Genomic DNA, 16,199 nt, shown 5'->3' with positions numbered 1-16,199 from the left:
GGCGCGGCCGAGCCCACCGCGTTTCTAGAGTCTTCGCTCCTGCGTGGGCCGGCCGTCTCCGCTAGAATCGTGGGCTCTCGGCCGCTCCTGGCCCAGCACCCCACAAGGAATCCCCGCACGATGAAGATTCTCGTCGGTTACAAGCGCGTGGTGGACTACAACGTCCGCATTCAGGTCAAGCCGGATGGCTCCGGCGTGGTCACCGACGGCGTCAAGCTGTCGGCCAACCCCTTCGACGAAATCGCCCTGGAAGAAGCCCTGCGCCTGCGCGACAAGGGCATCGCCACCGAGGTCGTGGTCGCGACGATCGCCCCGGCCGACGCCCAGGCGCACTTGCGCAACGGCCTGGCCATGGGCGCCAACCGCGCCGTGCACGTGGTTTCGGACCAGCCGATCCAGCCGCTGACCGCCGCGCGCGCCCTGCTCAAGCTGATCGAGAAGGAACAGCCGGACATCGTCATCCTCGGCAAGCAGGCCATCGATGACGACGCCAACCAGACCGGCCAGATGCTGGCCACGCTGTGGGGCCGCCCGCAGGCAACCTTTGCCTCCAAGCTTGAGGTTGCCGACGGCAAGGCCACGGTGACGCGCGAAGTCGACGCCGGCCTGGAAACGCTGGAAGTCGATCTGCCGGCGGTGATCACCACCGACCTGCGCCTCAACGAGCCGCGCTTCATCAAGCTGCCGGACATCATGAAGGCCAAGAGCAAGCCGCTGGAGACCATCGCCTTCGCCGACCTCGGCGTCGACACCGGCGACACGCTCAAGACCACCCATTACGCGCCGCCGCCGAAGCGCAGCAAGGGCGTGATGGTCAAGGACGCGGCCGAACTGGTCGCCGCACTCAAGGCTAAGGGGCTGCTGTAATGAGCAAAGTTCTGATCGTCGCCGAACATCTCAACGGCAAGCTCAACGCGTCGACCGCCAAGTGCGTGTCGGCCGCGCAAGCGCTGAAGCCGGACTCCATCGACATCGTCGTGCTCGCTGCCGACCCGGCCGCGGTCGCCGCCGAAGCCGCGCAGATCGCCGGCGTCGCCAAGGTGCTGACCATCGCCAACGCCGCCAACGCCAACGCGATCGCGCAGGTGCTCGCACCGCAGGTCGCCGCGCTGGCCAAGGGCTACAGCCACGTGTTCGGCCCCAGCACCACCTTCGGCAAGGACCTCCTGCCCTGCGTCGCCGCCCTGCTCGGCGTGGCCCAGGTCTCCGACGTCATGGCCGTCGAAGGCAGCCACACCTTCAAGCGCCCGATCTACGCCGGCAACGCCATCGTCACCGTCGAAGCCCCGGCCGACCACACCGTGGTCGCCACCGTGCGTACCGCGTCGTGGCCTGAAGCGGCGAAGGGCGGCAGCGCCTCGGTCGAGGCCGCCTCGGTCGAAGCGACCCTGCCGAGCCACACCCGCTACGTCGGCCTGGCCGCCGGCAAGTCCGACCGTCCCGACCTGCAGAGCGCCAAGCGCGTCGTCTCCGGCGGCCGCGGCGTGGGCTCGGCGGACAACTTCAAGATCATCTACGACTTCGCCGACAAGCTTGGCGCGGCGGTCGGCGCCTCGCGCGCCGCGGTCGACGCCGGCTACGTGCCCAACGAGATGCAGGTCGGCCAGACCGGCAAGATCATCTCGCCGGAGCTCTACGTCGCCGTCGGCATAAGCGGCGCGATCCAGCACCTGACCGGCATCAAGGACGCCGGCACCATCGTCGCGATCAACAAGGACGGCGAAGCGCCGATCTTCGAGATCGCCGACATCGGCCTGGTCGGCGACCTGTTCAAGCTGTTGCCGGAGCTGGAAGCGGCGCTGGGCTAACCCGCCTTCGCGACCGCTTTCAACAGGACCGTGATACCCGCCGGCAAGACCGCGCCGGCGGGGTTGTTATAAGGCTCGGCTTACGCGCAAACGCAAGGCAGTCACGCACGGATGCGGGAAATGGTCCCAGACTCGCGATTGGCCAGCCAGACATGCGTCCGCGACCGTACCCGGGCCCCAATGAACATCCCGTCGATGTCACTTAGCCGCCACTCCAGCACTCAACAGGCAGCATGAGAAAGCTCGCACTTTATGGTTGTGGCGGTTTCGCGCGCGAAGTCTTGATGCTGCTGGAAGACATGGGCTTGGGCGACCGCGTGGCGGCCCTGTACGAAAGCGACGACATCTGGACCGAGCGCGTCGTCGCCGGCATCGCCACCCAGCCCATCAGCCGTTTCGATCCCGCCACCACTGAATTGGTGCTAGCGGTCGGCACCCCGCAGGCACGGCGCAAGATGCGGTCCTCGCTGCCGAAGCAGACCCGATACCCGACCTTGGTGCACCCCGATGCGCGCATCCATCGCAGCAGTAGCGTCGGCGAAGGCAGCATCGTCTGCGCGGGCAGCATCGTCACTTGCGACGTGATCATCGGCCAGCAGGTCAACCTGAATCTGGCGACGATCGTCGGGCACGACAGCCGCCTCGGGGATTTCGTGACCACGGCCCCCTCGGTAAACATCAGCGGCAACTGCCTCCTAGGCGCCGGCTCATACTTCGGCACCAACAGCTGCCTGCGCGAGAAAGTCTCCGTCGCTGCCGATGTAATCGTCGGCATGGGCGCGGTAGTCGTGGGCGACTTGGCGGAAGCCGGCGGCGTCTACATCGGCAACCCCGCCCGCCTCAAACCCATCGGTTGACCGCACACCGATGAAGTGGCTGCGCCACGCCTGGCGGTCCGAAAAGCGACGGTTCCTGATCGTCGGAGCCTGGAACACCCTGTTCGGCTATTTGGCGTTCGTGGCCGTGCACCTGCTGTTCGGTCGGGCATGGCATCCGACCGCAACCGTCGTGGCCGCCTACTGCCTCGCCTTGCCTCAGTCGTTCCTTACCCAACGCCTGTTGGTGTTCCAACGCGCCCAACACGATTGGCGCAGGCAGTTCCTGCGGTTCCTCGGCAGCAACAGCGCCATATTCGCGGCGAACCTGATCCTGCTCCCCCTCTTCGTAGCGATGACCGACACGAGCCCCCTGCTCGGCCAGGCTTTGTTTATCGTCGGCTCGACGGTCGCAAGCTATCTCGTCCATAAGCATTACTCGTTCGCCGGCTGACTCCATGACCATCATTCCTTTGCTTGTGCCCCACATGCCGCAAGCGGACAGTCTGCTGCCGTATCTACGGCAGATCGATCAGAACCGGCACTACACCAATTTCGGTCCGCTCAACGCCGAGTTCGAACGCCGCATCGCCGCCGATGCGGGCCGGCAATGGCTGCCTGAGCAGGTCACGACCGTCTCCAATTGCACCGTCGGCCTCGAGCTCGCGCTGCAGGCGCTGAAGCTGCGGCCGGGAGCGCGCGTCCTGATTCCAGCCATCACCTTCGCGGCGACCGTGACCTCGGTCATTCGGGTCGGAATGACGCCGGTGCTGTCCGACGTGGACCGTCACAGTTGGCTGCTGAACCCACGATTGGCCCGCGCGGCCATTGCCAGCGGCCGTATCGATGCGGTCATCCCGGTCTCGACCTTCGCCTGCCCGCACGACACCGCCGAATGGGATGCTTTCGTTCGCGATACCTCGTTACCGGTGGTGGTGGACGCGGCCGGCGCCTTCGGCAACCAAGGCCCAGGCGAACTGATCGATGTCGTGTACAGCTTCCATGCCACCAAATCCTTCGGCACCGCCGAGGGCGGTGCGGTGCTGTCGCGTTCGCTCGAGCGGATCAAACATATCCGCAAGCTTTCCAATTTCGGGATCGACACCTCGATCGGGATGCTCGACTCCATCGGCACCAACGGCAAGATGAGCGAGTACCACGCTGCCATCGGCCTGGCCTCGTTCGATCAATGGGACGACACCAAGCGCGCCCGGCGCGACTTGAGCGGCCGCTATGCCCAAGCACTGGCTCAGAACTGTCCGTTCCTGGGCTATCAGACCAAACCCGCCGACGGCATCTATCCGCTGCTGCCCGTCCTGCTGCCCTCTGGAGCCTCTGCCGCCCGCTGGAGCGAGCACCTGGCGAAACAGGGCATCCAGAGCCGTCGCTGGTACTCGCCGTCCTTGCGTGCACATCCGGCGTTGCACAATATCGAGATATCCGGCTCGCTGGACGTAGCGAACGATATCGGCCAACGCATCCTCGGCATTCCTTTCTTCATCGGCATGACCGACGAGGACATCGCCCGCGTCTGCGCGGCACTGGCGCAGGCGCACTTGCAAGGAGATTCGCTGTGAGCATGGTGAGCTACGTCATTCCGGTCTATCACAATGAAGGCTCGATCAAGCGTACCTGGGAGACGATCGTTGCGCTGTACCGGGGCGGGCCGTTGGCCGCGCACGGCTACGAGATCATCTTCGTCAACGACGGTTCCCGGGACGGCTCGCAGGCCGAGATCGAAGAAGTGGCACGGCTGGACCCCAACGTCCGGCGCATCCGCTTCAGCCGGAATTTCGGCCAGTTGGCGGCGATCGTGGCGGGCTATCGGTACGCCAGCGGCGACGCGATCATCAACATGTCGGCCGACCTGCAGGATCCGGCGGAACTCACCGTCGACATGGTCAACAAATGGCTGGCCGGCTCGGAGGTGGTGGTGGCCTTCCGCGAGGATCGCGAGGATTCTTTCGGCGCCAAGTTCTTCTCGCGTCTGGCCTACGGCGCGCTGCGCGCCTCCAACCCCGATATCCCGGCCGGCGGCTTCGACTTCGTCTTGATGAGTCGTCGCGCACTGGAATTGTTTCTCAGCTACCGAGGGCGCAACCGCTTCTACCAGGGCGACGTGATATGGGCCGGCCTGACAACGACTTACCTGCCCTACGTGCGCCGCAAGCGCGAAGTCGGCAAATCGCAGTACAACTTCAGCAAGAAGATGAAGCTGTTCTACGACTTCCTGCTCGATGGCTCCTACCTGCCGATCCGCATCATGTCGATGTGCGGCGCCATCTTCGCTCTGCTCGGCGTCGCCTACGCGGCGGTGATCGTCATCGCCTGGACGATGAACGCCACTCCCTTCGCCGGCTGGGCGCCGATCATGATCGCGCTGCTGGTCATCGGCGGCATCCTGATGTTCATGCTGGGCATCATCGGCGAATACCTCTGGCGAATTCTCGACGAGATCAAAGACAAACCTCTGTACGTAATCGACGAACAAAGATAATCCGCTCCCGCCGCGGCGCGCGTGCCGCGAACGATCCCCCGAACGAGTGCCTGCCTGCCCCCATGAGCCGTCTCGCCCTCCATCGCTCGCCATCCGGCCAGCTCGCGACGATCAACATCGTCGCTTGCCTGATATCGGTCCTGATCGCCGTAGTCGCCTGCCGCTACGGCGTGGGCATGAGCTACGGCCGCGCGGACGTACCGTTCATGTACGAGGGCGACGCGTTGCAGTATTCCTACGTGCTCGAAGCGCAGAAGGCGGGCAACCTATCGCGCATCGATCTGGCCGGCGCCCCCATCGGCACCGACCATCTCGACTTCCCCAATGCCGACTACGCCAACCACGCGATGGCGAACGCGGTGGCCGCGCCCGGCGACTTCGGCCATCGCTACAACCGCATTTATCTGCTGGGCGTGGCGCTGACGGCATTGGCAGGCTTCGCCGTCGCCAGGCGGCTCGGCATCGGCTTGGCGTTATCGGTTGCCGTATCGATAGCCTTTTCGGTGCTGCCGTTTCATTTCCTGCGCGAGCAGCACCTTTATTACAACAACTATTCCGCTTACGCGCTGACGCTGCTGGTCGCAACCTGGACCTATCTGCCCACGGCCCCGAACGCATCGGAACGCTCGCGAACAAGACACTGGGCATCGGTCGCCGCGCGCACCGCGATGCTGATCTGGATCGGCACTACCGGCATCTACTCCGGCTTCTTCGCCTGCGTGCTGATCGGCGCCGCCGGCATACTCGGCTATCTGCAGTTCCGAGCCGTCTCGAGCCTGCGGCGAATGCTGCTGTCGATCGCGGTCATCGTCGTTTGCACCTCGCTGCAGTTGCTGCCCACCGTGCTGTATCGCATGGAGAACGGCCCCAACGAGCGGGTCGCCATCCGCTCTGCCGCGGAAACCGAGCTGTTCGGTTTGAAGATCGCCCAGATGTTGCTGCCCGTTGCGAATCATCGCTTCGGCCCCTTCGCCGGACTTAGGGAGAAGTACGATGCAGTGGCGCCTCTTAAAACGGAAAACTCGAGCGCCGGGCTCGGCCTGATCGGCGCGGCCGGCTTCTGCCTGGCACTGTTGGTACTGCTGCTGCCCGCGCTACGCCACAGGTTGTCGCAGCAGGCGCAGTTTGCCGCCATGGCCGTCTCGGTCATGACCCTGTTCGCGACCATCGGAGGTTTCGCCACGCTGTTCTCGCTGATCGTTTCGCCGGAGATCCGCGCGGTCAATCGCGTATCGCCGCTGATCGGCTTTGCATCCCTGATCGTATTGGCCTCTGTCGTGCAGACGGCCGCGGCCTCGTATGGCCGGCGTTGGCTGGCGCCGGCAGCAGCCGTGCTGATGGTGCTGATCGCGATCCCGGACCAGATGCCCGACCGGCGCGGGATGCTCAAACAACGCAACTCCGCTGCCATCGCGCGTTTCGACAGCGATCGAAAATTCTTGGCCGACCTGCGCAGGCAGCTTCCATCTGGCGCGAACGTGTTGCAACTGCCGTTCCTCGAGTACCCGGAAACCAATACCCCGATCGGCCACTACACGCAATTTCGCAACCATCTGCACGGGCTAGACCTGCACTGGACTTACGGCGCCATGAAGGGGCGCGCGGCCTCGAACTGGCTGTCGATGCTGACCACCCTCCCCGCCGTCGAAGCCGTGCGCCTGTTCGAAGCCGCGGGTTACGCCGGAGTGGTTGTGGACGAACGCGGCCGCACGCCATGGATCGACGAATTCCTGCGGGAGCTCGCCGCGACCCATCCCCTCGCCACGGTGGTGTCGGGCGACGGGACGCAGACAGGCTATGCCCTGAAGACTGCCGGCGCCGCCAAGCCGAAGCTGCTGCTGGCGCCTGGGCAGGGTTGGTACCCGCCCGAAGACCGGGCCGACGGAAAATCGCTGATGTGGTCGTCGGGCGACGCCTCCATCATCGTCGCTCCGGTGGCCGGCGGTCTGTCCGGCTGCTCGCTGGACCTGGAGTTGGGCACCGTCGTTCCGCGCCATGTCGAGGTGTGGGTGGACGGCGTGCGCCGCGCACGGGCCGACATCCGTCCTGAGGCGCGGGCGCGCCTCCGGCTGGCTTTACCCCGAGCTGGGACCACCGTGCGCTTGAAGACCGAGCCGGCCGCCGCCGCCCCCGGCAATGGCGACCCGCGCCTGCTGGCCTTCTCGCTGTTCTTCGCCGATCCGGTGCTATGTGGCGGAACCGTCAGCCGCCATTGACGCTGCGTTTCGATATCGCGCCGTGCATGGCCGCACTCTTACCGTGTCGGCAAGGCCTGCGCTCGGCCGGACGCGTAGATGCGCGCACTGGCGGAATTCGCGAGCCCGGCCAGAGCGCACTGAATCGGCGCTCAAAACCGATGGGCGGATAACTCCACGCGCATTGCCCCGGCTTGGCCGTGTCCGCTAGAGTTGAAAGCTCCGGGTCGCCCCTCGCAAGAGTCCCGCACGATGAAGATCCTCGTCGGTTACGAGCGCGTGCTGGGCCATGGCGTCCTCGCTCAGGCCGCGCCGGGCGGCTCGGACCCAACCAGTACCGGAGTCAAGCTGTCGGACGATCCCTGGCGCCGGCCTAGCGCGCAGTTCGGATCGTTTTCGCCGGGCACACCATGAACCTTCTCGACGCCTCGTTCCCGAAGAAGCGCATCTCCGCCGGCGGCCTGATCCGCAACGGCAGCGGCGAAATACTGATCGTCAAACCCGCCTACCGCGCCGGTTGGCTGTTGCCCGGCGGCATCGTCGAACACGACGAATCGCCGATGCAGGCCTTATACCGCGAGATTCAGGAGGAAGTGGCGCTAAGGGTCCGGCCGCAACGACTGCTCTGTGTCGACTACCTGAGTGCGGGCCCCGACTTCAGCGAGAGCGTGCACCTACTGTTCGAGTGCGCGCCGCTCGATGAAGAGGCCGTCGGCGCAATCCGCATCGATCGGGTCGAGTTGATCGAATTCCGCTTCTGCAGCCTGGACGAAGCCGAATCGTTGCTGGTCCCCAGCATCGCCAAACGGCTGCGGGCGCTATCCCGCAGCGCACTGATACCGGCTTATCTGGAAAACGGCGGACCGTTGGTATAGCGGCTCGCGGAAGCTTAGCTCTTGGTCAACAGCACTACGCCGGCGAAGATCAAGGCGATCCCGAGCATCCCGACCCCGCTCAACTGTTCCTTCAAGATGAACACCGCACACAGGCTGGACATCGAAATCGCCAAACCCACCGCGATCGGATAGGCCGTGCTCAGCGGCGCCCGCGCCAGGATCACCATCCAGGTCAGGAAACTGAACACGTACATCGCGGCGCCGGTCGCCACCAACAGGCCGGGCAGATTCAGGAATTGATGTTGCTGCTCCCAACTGGCCTTCAGCGCGGGCAGTGCATATTTCACCAACACCATGCCGCCCACACTGAGGGAGGTATAGATCAAAAATAACAGTGGCACCAGCATTCCTCTGAACATCGTCTCGACCTGTTTGGCGCGACAGTGGTGAAACATGCCGAGTCCGGGCGAACTCGACGAAGCCGGCGGCGTGCTCTCGCATCCGGCTCTGAACGAACTATCTCAGGCCTTGCGCCGAGCCACGACGAACATAATGTCGAACAAGTTCATCGAGATCGACAGATCGAAGATCCGCCAATTGGCGATACGGCGGTACAGCCCGCCCCATCCCATCCGCAAATCGAGGATGAAGTGCAGGATCGAGCGCAAGTTTCGCGCATTGCCCGGATGGCTGACATGCACGATTTCGAAACCATTGCGTTCGAGCATGCGGCTCAGCGTCGCCACCGAGAAATAATGCAGGTGCGTCGGCGGGTGGATCATGCGCCAATGTTTGCCGCGAAAACGCGCGTTCAGGCTGGCGATGTCGCCGGTGGTGATGGCGATGTAGCCGCCCGGCAGCAGATCGCGTGCGGCCTTATGGATGAACAAGTCGGGTCGCGGCAGGTGTTCGACCGTATCCCACATCGCAACCAGGCCGACCGGACGCTCCATGACGTAATCGGAGTAACTGCCGGCGATCGCGTCCACGCCTTTGTGGGCCCGCGCATGAGCGACCGCATCGTTCGAAATATCGATGCCCTTGACCGAGGCGACGTCGTTCTTGACCTCGTCGAGAAAGAAACCGTAGGCGCAACCCACCTCGAACACGTCGGTTTTCTTCAGGTCCGGAATCAACTGCTGCAGGGTCACGATGCGGCGCCGGAAGTTGTCCTTCAGACTGCCCTCTTCCGAGACATAATCGCGGTATTCCTCGCCGTGGAAATAATCTTCGCCATACAAGGCGGCAAGCGCCTCATCGGACATTGCCAGATCCGCGGTTATGAAGCCGCAACTCGCACACTGCTTCAGTCCGGGCAGCTTGCACGGGCCGTACTCGCCCAGGCAGGCCAGGCAACGAGCCCCGTCCAGATTCGGCGGCGCCGCCCGCGAGGGCAAGCTGCCTTGAATTACAGAGATATCAGAGGCGCTCATCCAGGCTTTTTCCTGTTTCGCGATGCGAGAAATTCGGAATGGCCGACTCGATGGCTGCCACGATAGCGCGTTTGTCGACAGGCGCGTCGACGCTATTCACGGCGTTTTCGAGCATCGCGACGACGCCGTCGGAAATCGCCCTGCTGCGCAGGTGGCGCACGGCCCCCAGAGTACTCAGGCCGGTTTCGACCAGTTGCTCGCCGTGGCCGACGAACTCTTCGTAAGGTTTCTCGCCACTGGTATCCAGCGCCGTCAGCAGCAACGGCCAGCGCCCTTCCCGGCTCAACGCCGGCAAGGCCGCGCGGGCGGCCTCCTCGTCCTCGAACAATTCAGCCTTGAGGCCGGCGTTCTCGAGCACGCGGCAGGCTACATCCTCAAGCATCTGCAGCTCGGCCACCGGGTCGAGCTTGGGGAACAGCACTTGCTCGTGACCGCCCAACAAGGCGGCGAGCGCACAGATCTCTCCCGACTCCTGCTGCGACACGAAGTAGCGGCGGGTATCGCGCGGCACCGCCAGCGGCTGGTCCTTGGACAGGCGGTACAAGAACCCCTGCAACAGGCTGCCGTTGGAGAACGCTACGTTGGCGAAGCGCGCCGACACCGCCGTCGCGCCTTCGGGCACGGCGATATCGAACACGATGTCTTCCATCAGCCGCTTGCTGGCACCCATCAAGCTGGTCGGATTGGCCGCCTTGTCGGTGGACACGGCGAAATAACGCGCGCCATGGCCATAGCTGGACAACCAACGCTTGAAGCGAACATGGCGCACCACGTTGGTGTCGATCATCTGCAGCAACGAGTACACGTCCTTCTCGGAGCGCACGTGCTTGAGCGCGGCGAAATTCATCACCACGTCGTACGGCGCCGCTTCGGACAGGAAGCGCCCCATCACCGGCGCGCCGTAGTCGATCGGCAGGGTGCGGAAGTCGGCGACGTCCAGGCCGCCGGGGCGGCCGCGCAGGTCGCGCACCAGTTCGGCCAGGTAGTTCTCGCTCTGATCCACCACGTGCAAGGCGGCCGGGGCCAGCCGCGAAACCAGCATCGTCGTCGCCGAGCCGATGGTGCCGCCGCCGCCCACCACGAGCACGCGCTTGCCGGCCACCGCCGCGCGCAGATCGGCGTCGCGCGCGAGCAAGTCGCCTGCGAACTGGGAACGCTCGCGCCTGAGCACCAGACCGTCCAGGACGGCGGAATCGATACGCATTGTTTCAAACATGTTAAACGGATCCGGAAACGGGACGGGCCTTGCCATCGGGCGACACGCCGTCGCGGACGGCGCTGTCGGTGCGAATGAGATAACGGGGACGGCGTTTGACTTCGTCGAACACCTGTCCGAGGTACTCGCCGAGTATCCCCATGAAGAACAACTGGACGCCGCCGAGCAACGACACGAAGGTCATTAGCGAAGCCCAGCCCTGCACGTCGCTGTGGTCGAACAGGAAGTAGGCGATCATCTGGGCGGCCGCGGCCAGCATGCTCAGCATCGCCACGACCAAGCCGGTGACGGTGCAAAACCGCAATGGAGTCTTCGAGAACGAGCTGATGCCCTGGATGGCGAAATTCACCAGGATCGACGGCCGGTACTTGGACGCGCCCTTCAGGCGGCGCAGCGGCTCGAACTCGATGAACGAGATCCGATAGCCGACCCAGGCGACTATGCCGCGCAGGAAGATGTTGCTTTCCGGAAGCCGCTCGCGGATCACCTGCACGACCGCGCGATCGAGCAGGCGGTAGTCGGCGGCGCCGGATTGCAGTTCGATCGAGCCGATGCGCGAGATCAGCCGGTAGAACATCGCCGAGGTCGTGCGCTTGAGAAAGCCGGTTTCCTCGCCGTCGCGACGCATGGTTTGAACGATCTGCGCCCCCGCCTCCCAGGCCTCGACCAGTCGCGGAATCAGTTCAGGCGGATGCTGGCCGTCGCTGTCTAGCATGATCAGCGCATCGGCATCGGATGCGTCGATGCCGGCCATCAGCGCAGCCTGATGACCGAAACGGCGCGACATCACCAGCACGCGCACGTCGGAGTCGCGTTCGGCCAGGTCGAGCAGGATCGCCTCGGTGCGGTCCGGCGAGGGATCCATCGCATAGACGAAGGAGACCCGATAGCGATCGCCGAGCGGAGCCACCGCTGCCCGCAGGCGCGCATGAAACTCGAGAATGACCTCTTCTTCCTTGAAGACGGGACACAGAACCTGCAAGGTTTTCATGATGCGGTCTCTCCGAGCATGCGCCCGATGCCTGCTTCTAGGCTGATGGCGGCGCGCCAGCCGCACGCCTGTCGGATGCGCGAGCAATCGGCGCGCACATCCGGAATCTCGTTCGGCCGCCGCTGCTGCAGGTCGATCACCGGCTTGCGGATACCGCTGGCAGCCATAACGGTCTCGACCACTTCCGCCACCGAATGGGACTCGCCGCTGCCGACGTTGTAAAGGCCGAACCCATTGCGCGGACACGAGGCCAAAAGCGCATCCACCGCGTCGTCGACATACAGGTAGTCACGACGTGGCTGCAGATCCATCAGCTCAATGGCCTCGACCTTGTTGTCGAGCACCTGCGAGACGATCTTCGGAATCAGAAAGCGTTCGCTCTGCCCGGCGCCGTAGACATTGAACAGACGGATCGCGGTGATGTCCATCTTGTATACGTCGGCATACCACGCGCAGGCCTGCTCGCCCATCCATTTCGAATAGGCGTATGGATTGTTGGCATGGACGCGGTGGTCTTCATCGATCGGCAAAGTTTCGGGAACGCCGTAGATGTAGGCGCCCACGTAGCTGACCGAACATCCGGCGCGCCGGCACTGATCGAGCACGCGCACGGTGCCGTGGGTATTGACCAGATGGAACCGGACCGGATCGTCCCAGGCGTCGGGTACGCCGGTTTCGGCCGCAAGATGGAACACGTGGGCTACGCCGTCCAGCGGCAGCGCGTCGTTAAGTAGATCGAAGCCGTCGCCGCGCCCGGCGGTACCCACCTCGATGTCGAGCCCGCGCAGGCGCTGCACCAGGCTGCGGCCTAGAAAGCCGCCCGCACCGGTCACGACGACCCGATCCCCCGCCTTGAGTTCGCCCCTCATCGTCCGTCTCAGCTCAGCGCCAGTTGCTTCGACAGTTCCGGCCATTCCTCGACCGCGCGCTGATAGTCCTCGGGACGGCCGATGTCGAGCCAATAGCCGTCGTGCGGCACGATCTGAACCGGCTTGTCGTCGCGCAGATACCCGAGCACGAGATGGTCGAAACCGAACGCCTTGTTCTCGGGAATGACCTCGAGCACCCGACGCGACACCGCATAGACGCCCATGCTTACCAGGAAAGGGAAGCAGGGTTTTTCTTCGAAACCAACCAGTTGCATGTCCGGCGAGGCATGCAGCACGCCGTAGTCCACGCGTTGTTCGCGCTTGGCCGCGGAAATGGTGAACAAGGAATCGGCGGCGATGTGCGAATCGAGGAAGCTGCCGTATTCGACGTCGCTGAGAATGTCGCCGTTCATGACCAGGAAATGCTCGGGCAGATCCGGAATCAGCTTCAGCGGCCCCATCGTGCTCAGCGCCATGTGCTCGAGCGAATAATCGATGGTGAGGCCCCATTTTTCGCCGTTGCCGAAAAACGCCTTGAACAGGTCGGCCTGGTGATTCACCGCCAGGGTAATATGACCGAAACCGGCCTTATGCAACTGGCGGATGATGACTTCGAGGATCGGATATTCGCCGATCGGCATCAGAGGTTTCGGCAGGGCCACGGTATAGGGTTTGAGGCGAGTGCCCAGACCACCGGCGAGAATTACGGCGCGCTTCATCTGATGCCTATTTATTTGAAGAAAGATTGGATTTCGACCGGCGTGCCGCGGTACGTCGCGACGCGCCCCAAAGAAGAAGAACGAGACAGACCAGCAAGGCGCATGCCGCGGCTCCCAGCCCGATCCGGTAGCTGACCGGGCGGTATTTCAGTTCGACCACGTGCTCGCCGGCGGGTACCAGCACCGCCATTATCAGGCCATTGGCCGCCAGTACCGGGACCTTGCGCCCGTCGACGCGGGCAGTCCAGTCGCGATGATAACGTTCGCTGACCACGGCCAGCAAATTGCCATTGCCCTTTACCCTTAGTTTCCAGGCTCCGTGGCGTCGCTTGATCACTTCAACGTGCGGCGGTGCCGTGCAGCTCAGCGCCGGTACCGCTTCGCCATCGGCCAGCAGGACCGTCGCGAAGGGGTCGAAGGCGAGGTTCTGGCCGCCGTAAGCACCGCTCATGAGCGCGGCGACGACGTCGTCCTTGCTGGCCTGGGCCGCCTTGCAGACGCCCCAGGTCAAACCGCGGAACTTCAGCCGTTCAGAGAACGGGGTCATCCCGGCGACGTGGCGTTTGGGACCGAGCATACCTCCGGACGGCTCCGGGTCCACCGCCAGCGCTTGCACCCGCCCGGTACCGCGTTCGATCGCTGCGACCGAATCGATCGTCACCAGGGCCCCGCCGGTGTCGGCGACGCTCATCTCGATACGCGTCGGCGCTTGCTCGGCGACCTCGGCATCGACCTGCAGCTCGCCGAGGAACCACAGACTCGCCGGCTTGCTTTGCGCAACCGTCGGCCGCCGGTGCTGGATCGCCGAACGCACGTCGTCGCGGTCGTAGGCCTCTTCCGCGATCTCCTCGCCCGCGTCGATGGTCAGCGCTTCCCCGATCACGCGTTCCTGCGCATCCAGCAGTTTCAGCTGCGCCATGGTGCGGCCGTTGCCGATGCCGACCGAACAGTTCATGTGCGAGACCACCCGCAGCGTATCGATCTTTAAGCCGGCCGGCACCTTGACGCGCAGACGGTTCGGGGCGACCGATACGCCGCAGCCGCGTCCCAGCGGCTGCGGAAAAGCCTTCTGCGGAGTGCCAGCGATCCAGCGCACGCCCAGCACGTCCATGATCGGCGCACTCGGGTCGTCGACGGGGAAACCGCCGGTGGTATCGACACCGGCATAGGTCGCATAGCGGGCCGGCAACAGGGGGCCATAGCCGACCACGCTGTCGATGCCATGACGCATGTTGATGTTCGGGCGCAGCGGTTCCATGCCCATTTTCGCGGCACCCAGCGGCAACAATCGGCCTTGGCCCCGCGCGATCTCCGCGATGGCCTTCGACACTTGGCGCGGCATGGCCTGATCGGTAGAGGTGGCTGACGGGTAACGCCATTCGTACAGCCAACCGAAGCTGCCGAGGTCGACCACGACCAATGCCATCGCCAGTAGCGCCATCGATCGCGAACGCTTCCAGGCAAGCAAGGCCATCACCACGATGGACAGAACGATGAGCAGCAACGGCGCCCAACCGTGCGGATGCATCCACAACGCCGAGCCATCCTCGCCGCGCCGGTTCAAGGGCGAGTCCGGATCCAGGGCGACGGTCGACACGGCCAGCACGGCCAGGCCGATACAGACCGCGAGCAGACGCAGCATCCGCGCCCTGCTCCAGGACGCACGCCACAAGGCCGACATGCCGTAGGCGCTGAGCACGCCCAGGGCGATGATGACCACGATGCCGAATCGCCCTTGCGCACGGAACTTGCCGAGCACCGGCAACTCGTACACGAATCCGCCGAGCGGACCGTCCGTGCCCATGCACAGCAGGATCCCGAGCAGCACGGCCGCACCCCAGAACCAGTGCGAACGATCGCGACGCCAGGCCAGGAACGCGGTCGCGGCCAGGAACCAGGGCAGGATGCCGGCATAGATCGCCAGCTCGGTGATATTCCAGGGGCCGGTATAGCTTCCGAACGGGCCCAGCGGATAGGCGCCGTAGAGGTTCGGGAACGCCAGCAACCTCAATGCCCCCAAGGTGTGCGAGAACGTGTTGAAGTCGAGGATCGACCAACTGGTGCGGACACCGTCGCTCGACGCCTTCGCCAACGGCAACAGCACCGGTCCGGCCAGCATCAGGCCCAATGCAAACAACGCCGAAAGGCGCCAGAACACGCCCCAGCAGCGCTTTGCGCCGTAACGGCGAGCGACCACGCCGATCTCGCTCAAACCGTAACAGCCAGCCAACAGCAAGCCGATGATCGAAACCTGGGGGTGACCGCCGTATACCGACATGGCCACGGCGACGGCACCCAGAATCACCGGCCACTCGCTTCTCGCATGACGCAGCGATGCCACCGCCCAAAGCATCGCCGGAATCCACGCCGCGGCATGGATGATGCTCAGATGGCCGAGATGCCCGACCATGAAGCCGCTGCCGGACACTACCAATGCCGCCATCATCGCGCCCATGCGCGAACCGGTCAGCTTCAGCGCCAGACCGAACATGCCCATTGCGCTTACGACATAGGCATAAACGACTAGAGCATTGAAGCTCGGGCTCAACCAGCGCAGGGGATAGAGCATCTGCGACTGGATGTCGCTGATGACGGAATAACCCGACAGAATGCTGCTGTTCCAGATCTGGCCGATCGGCAGATCGAAGAACGGCAGGTAATAAACCTCGCCGTCGCCAGGCGCCAGATACCGGCCCTGAAGCAACGTCGGAGAAAAGTACAGCAGGTAGAACAACAGAAAAAAGACGCCCAGACCGAGCCACGGCATCGCCGCCATGGCGCGACGCCGCCACAGCCCCGCTATTTCGTTTTGTTGCATCT

At 64.2% G+C, this 16,199-nt stretch carries 16 protein-coding genes; 9 read left to right on the top strand and 7 right to left on the bottom strand.

The features are described 5' to 3' along the window. The first annotated feature begins 120 nt into the window (after window positions 1-120). From ACKN61_RS05235 to ACKN61_RS05195, 9 genes are all read left to right on the top strand, one after another. Window positions 121-867 carry an electron transfer flavoprotein subunit beta/FixA family protein gene (locus ACKN61_RS05235; protein WP_408952609.1) on the top strand — a complete coding sequence of 249 codons (747 nt, stop codon included), beginning with the start codon at window positions 121-123 and terminating at the stop codon, window positions 865-867. Continuing rightward, window positions 867-1,808: an electron transfer flavoprotein subunit alpha/FixB family protein gene (locus ACKN61_RS05230; protein WP_408952608.1), complete on the top strand. Its 942-nt coding sequence runs from the start codon at window positions 867-869 to the stop codon at window positions 1,806-1,808. The genes ACKN61_RS05235 and ACKN61_RS05230 overlap by 1 nt, the downstream gene beginning before the upstream one ends. A gap of 233 nt (window positions 1,809-2,041) precedes the next feature. Beyond that, window positions 2,042-2,665: a NeuD/PglB/VioB family sugar acetyltransferase gene (locus ACKN61_RS05225; RefSeq protein ID WP_408952607.1), complete on the top strand. Its 624-nt coding sequence runs from the start codon at window positions 2,042-2,044 to the stop codon at window positions 2,663-2,665. 10 nt (window positions 2,666-2,675) lie between these two features. Continuing rightward, a complete protein-coding gene (locus tag ACKN61_RS05220) occupies window positions 2,676-3,077 on the top strand; it encodes a GtrA family protein (protein ID WP_408952606.1) in 402 nt (133 codons plus the stop codon). Between the two features lie 4 nt (window positions 3,078-3,081). Continuing rightward, window positions 3,082-4,200: a DegT/DnrJ/EryC1/StrS family aminotransferase gene (locus tag ACKN61_RS05215; RefSeq protein ID WP_408952605.1), complete on the top strand. Its 1,119-nt coding sequence runs from the start codon at window positions 3,082-3,084 to the stop codon at window positions 4,198-4,200. 2 nt (window positions 4,201-4,202) lie between these two features. After that, a complete protein-coding gene (locus ACKN61_RS05210; RefSeq protein ID WP_408953761.1) occupies window positions 4,203-5,120 on the top strand; it encodes a glycosyltransferase family 2 protein in 918 nt (305 codons plus the stop codon). A gap of 62 nt (window positions 5,121-5,182) precedes the next feature. After that, window positions 5,183-7,336: a hypothetical protein gene (locus ACKN61_RS05205; protein ID WP_408952604.1), complete on the top strand. Its 2,154-nt coding sequence runs from the start codon at window positions 5,183-5,185 to the stop codon at window positions 7,334-7,336. A gap of 231 nt (window positions 7,337-7,567) precedes the next feature. Then, a complete protein-coding gene (locus ACKN61_RS05200; protein ID WP_408952603.1) occupies window positions 7,568-7,729 on the top strand; it encodes a hypothetical protein in 162 nt (53 codons plus the stop codon). After that, on the top strand, window positions 7,726-8,190 hold the full coding sequence (locus ACKN61_RS05195; protein ID WP_408952602.1) for an NUDIX domain-containing protein: 465 nt from the start codon (window positions 7,726-7,728) through the stop codon (window positions 8,188-8,190). Before ACKN61_RS05200 ends, ACKN61_RS05195 begins: the two co-directional genes overlap by 4 nt. A gap of 14 nt (window positions 8,191-8,204) precedes the next feature. Here ACKN61_RS05195 and ACKN61_RS05190 read toward each other — a convergent pair whose 3' ends face one another. The 7 genes from ACKN61_RS05190 to ACKN61_RS05160 form a co-directional block, all read right to left on the bottom strand. After that, on the bottom strand, window positions 8,205-8,552 hold the full coding sequence (locus tag ACKN61_RS05190; RefSeq protein ID WP_408952601.1) for a DMT family transporter: 348 nt from the start codon (window positions 8,550-8,552) through the stop codon (window positions 8,205-8,207). 120 nt (window positions 8,553-8,672) lie between these two features. Further along, entirely contained in the window at window positions 8,673-9,416 is a 744-nt protein-coding gene (locus ACKN61_RS05185; protein WP_408952600.1) for a class I SAM-dependent methyltransferase, read from the bottom strand. Between the two features lie 154 nt (window positions 9,417-9,570). Continuing rightward, window positions 9,571-10,626: a polysaccharide biosynthesis protein gene (locus ACKN61_RS05180; RefSeq protein WP_408953760.1), complete on the bottom strand. Its 1,056-nt coding sequence runs from the start codon at window positions 10,624-10,626 to the stop codon at window positions 9,571-9,573. A gap of 175 nt (window positions 10,627-10,801) precedes the next feature. After that, window positions 10,802-11,878 carry a glycosyltransferase family 2 protein gene (locus ACKN61_RS05175; RefSeq protein WP_408952599.1) on the bottom strand — a complete coding sequence of 359 codons (1,077 nt, stop codon included), beginning with the start codon at window positions 11,876-11,878 and terminating at the stop codon, window positions 10,802-10,804. Next, window positions 11,788-12,660, bottom strand: a complete 873-nt coding sequence (locus tag ACKN61_RS05170; protein ID WP_408952598.1) for an NAD-dependent epimerase/dehydratase family protein — start codon at window positions 12,658-12,660, stop codon at window positions 11,788-11,790. Before ACKN61_RS05170 ends, ACKN61_RS05175 begins: the two co-directional genes overlap by 91 nt. Window positions 12,661-12,668: 8 nt before the next feature. Then, window positions 12,669-13,379 (bottom strand): NDP-sugar synthase, encoded by a 711-nt coding sequence (locus ACKN61_RS05165; protein ID WP_408952597.1) that lies wholly within the window; start codon window positions 13,377-13,379, stop codon window positions 12,669-12,671. A 7-nt stretch (window positions 13,380-13,386) separates the two neighbouring features. After that, window positions 13,387-16,197, bottom strand: coding sequence for a YfhO family protein (locus ACKN61_RS05160; protein WP_408952596.1), 2,811 nt, complete (start codon window positions 16,195-16,197; stop codon window positions 13,387-13,389). Window positions 16,198-16,199 lie beyond the last annotated feature (2 nt).

This window comes from Lysobacter sp. Hz25, assembly GCF_046097045.1.
Taxonomy (GTDB): Bacteria; Pseudomonadota; Gammaproteobacteria; order Xanthomonadales; family Xanthomonadaceae; genus Lysobacter; species Lysobacter antibioticus_B.
Note: the sequence above shows the minus strand (reverse complement) of the source record. Positions and strands in the feature narration are given on the sequence as shown.

What these genes read in the sequence shown, in the direction of transcription:
- ACKN61_RS05235 (WP_408952609.1), top strand. Translation starts at nt 121, where the DNA reads ATGAAGATTCTCGTCGGTTACAAGCGCGTGGTGGACTACAACGTCCGC.
- ACKN61_RS05230 (WP_408952608.1), top strand. Translation starts at nt 867, where the DNA reads ATGAGCAAAGTTCTGATCGTCGCCGAACATCTCAACGGCAAGCTCAAC.
- ACKN61_RS05225 (WP_408952607.1), top strand. Translation starts at nt 2,042, where the DNA reads ATGAGAAAGCTCGCACTTTATGGTTGTGGCGGTTTCGCGCGCGAAGTC.
- ACKN61_RS05220 (WP_408952606.1), top strand. Translation starts at nt 2,676, where the DNA reads ATGAAGTGGCTGCGCCACGCCTGGCGGTCCGAAAAGCGACGGTTCCTG.
- ACKN61_RS05215 (WP_408952605.1), top strand. Translation starts at nt 3,082, where the DNA reads ATGACCATCATTCCTTTGCTTGTGCCCCACATGCCGCAAGCGGACAGT.
- ACKN61_RS05210 (WP_408953761.1), top strand. Translation starts at nt 4,203, where the DNA reads ATGGTGAGCTACGTCATTCCGGTCTATCACAATGAAGGCTCGATCAAG.
- ACKN61_RS05205 (WP_408952604.1), top strand. Translation starts at nt 5,183, where the DNA reads ATGAGCCGTCTCGCCCTCCATCGCTCGCCATCCGGCCAGCTCGCGACG.
- ACKN61_RS05200 (WP_408952603.1), top strand. Translation starts at nt 7,568, where the DNA reads ATGAAGATCCTCGTCGGTTACGAGCGCGTGCTGGGCCATGGCGTCCTC.
- ACKN61_RS05195 (WP_408952602.1), top strand. Translation starts at nt 7,726, where the DNA reads ATGAACCTTCTCGACGCCTCGTTCCCGAAGAAGCGCATCTCCGCCGGC.
- ACKN61_RS05185 (WP_408952600.1), bottom strand. Translation starts at nt 9,416, where the DNA reads ATGTCCGATGAGGCGCTTGCCGCCTTGTATGGCGAAGATTATTTCCAC.
- ACKN61_RS05180 (WP_408953760.1), bottom strand. Translation starts at nt 10,626, where the DNA reads ATGCTGGTTTCGCGGCTGGCCCCGGCCGCCTTGCACGTGGTGGATCAG.
- ACKN61_RS05170 (WP_408952598.1), bottom strand. Translation starts at nt 12,660, where the DNA reads ATGAGGGGCGAACTCAAGGCGGGGGATCGGGTCGTCGTGACCGGTGCG.
- ACKN61_RS05165 (WP_408952597.1), bottom strand. Translation starts at nt 13,379, where the DNA reads ATGAAGCGCGCCGTAATTCTCGCCGGTGGTCTGGGCACTCGCCTCAAA.
- ACKN61_RS05160 (WP_408952596.1), bottom strand. Translation starts at nt 16,197, where the DNA reads ATGCAACAAAACGAAATAGCGGGGCTGTGGCGGCGTCGCGCCATGGCG.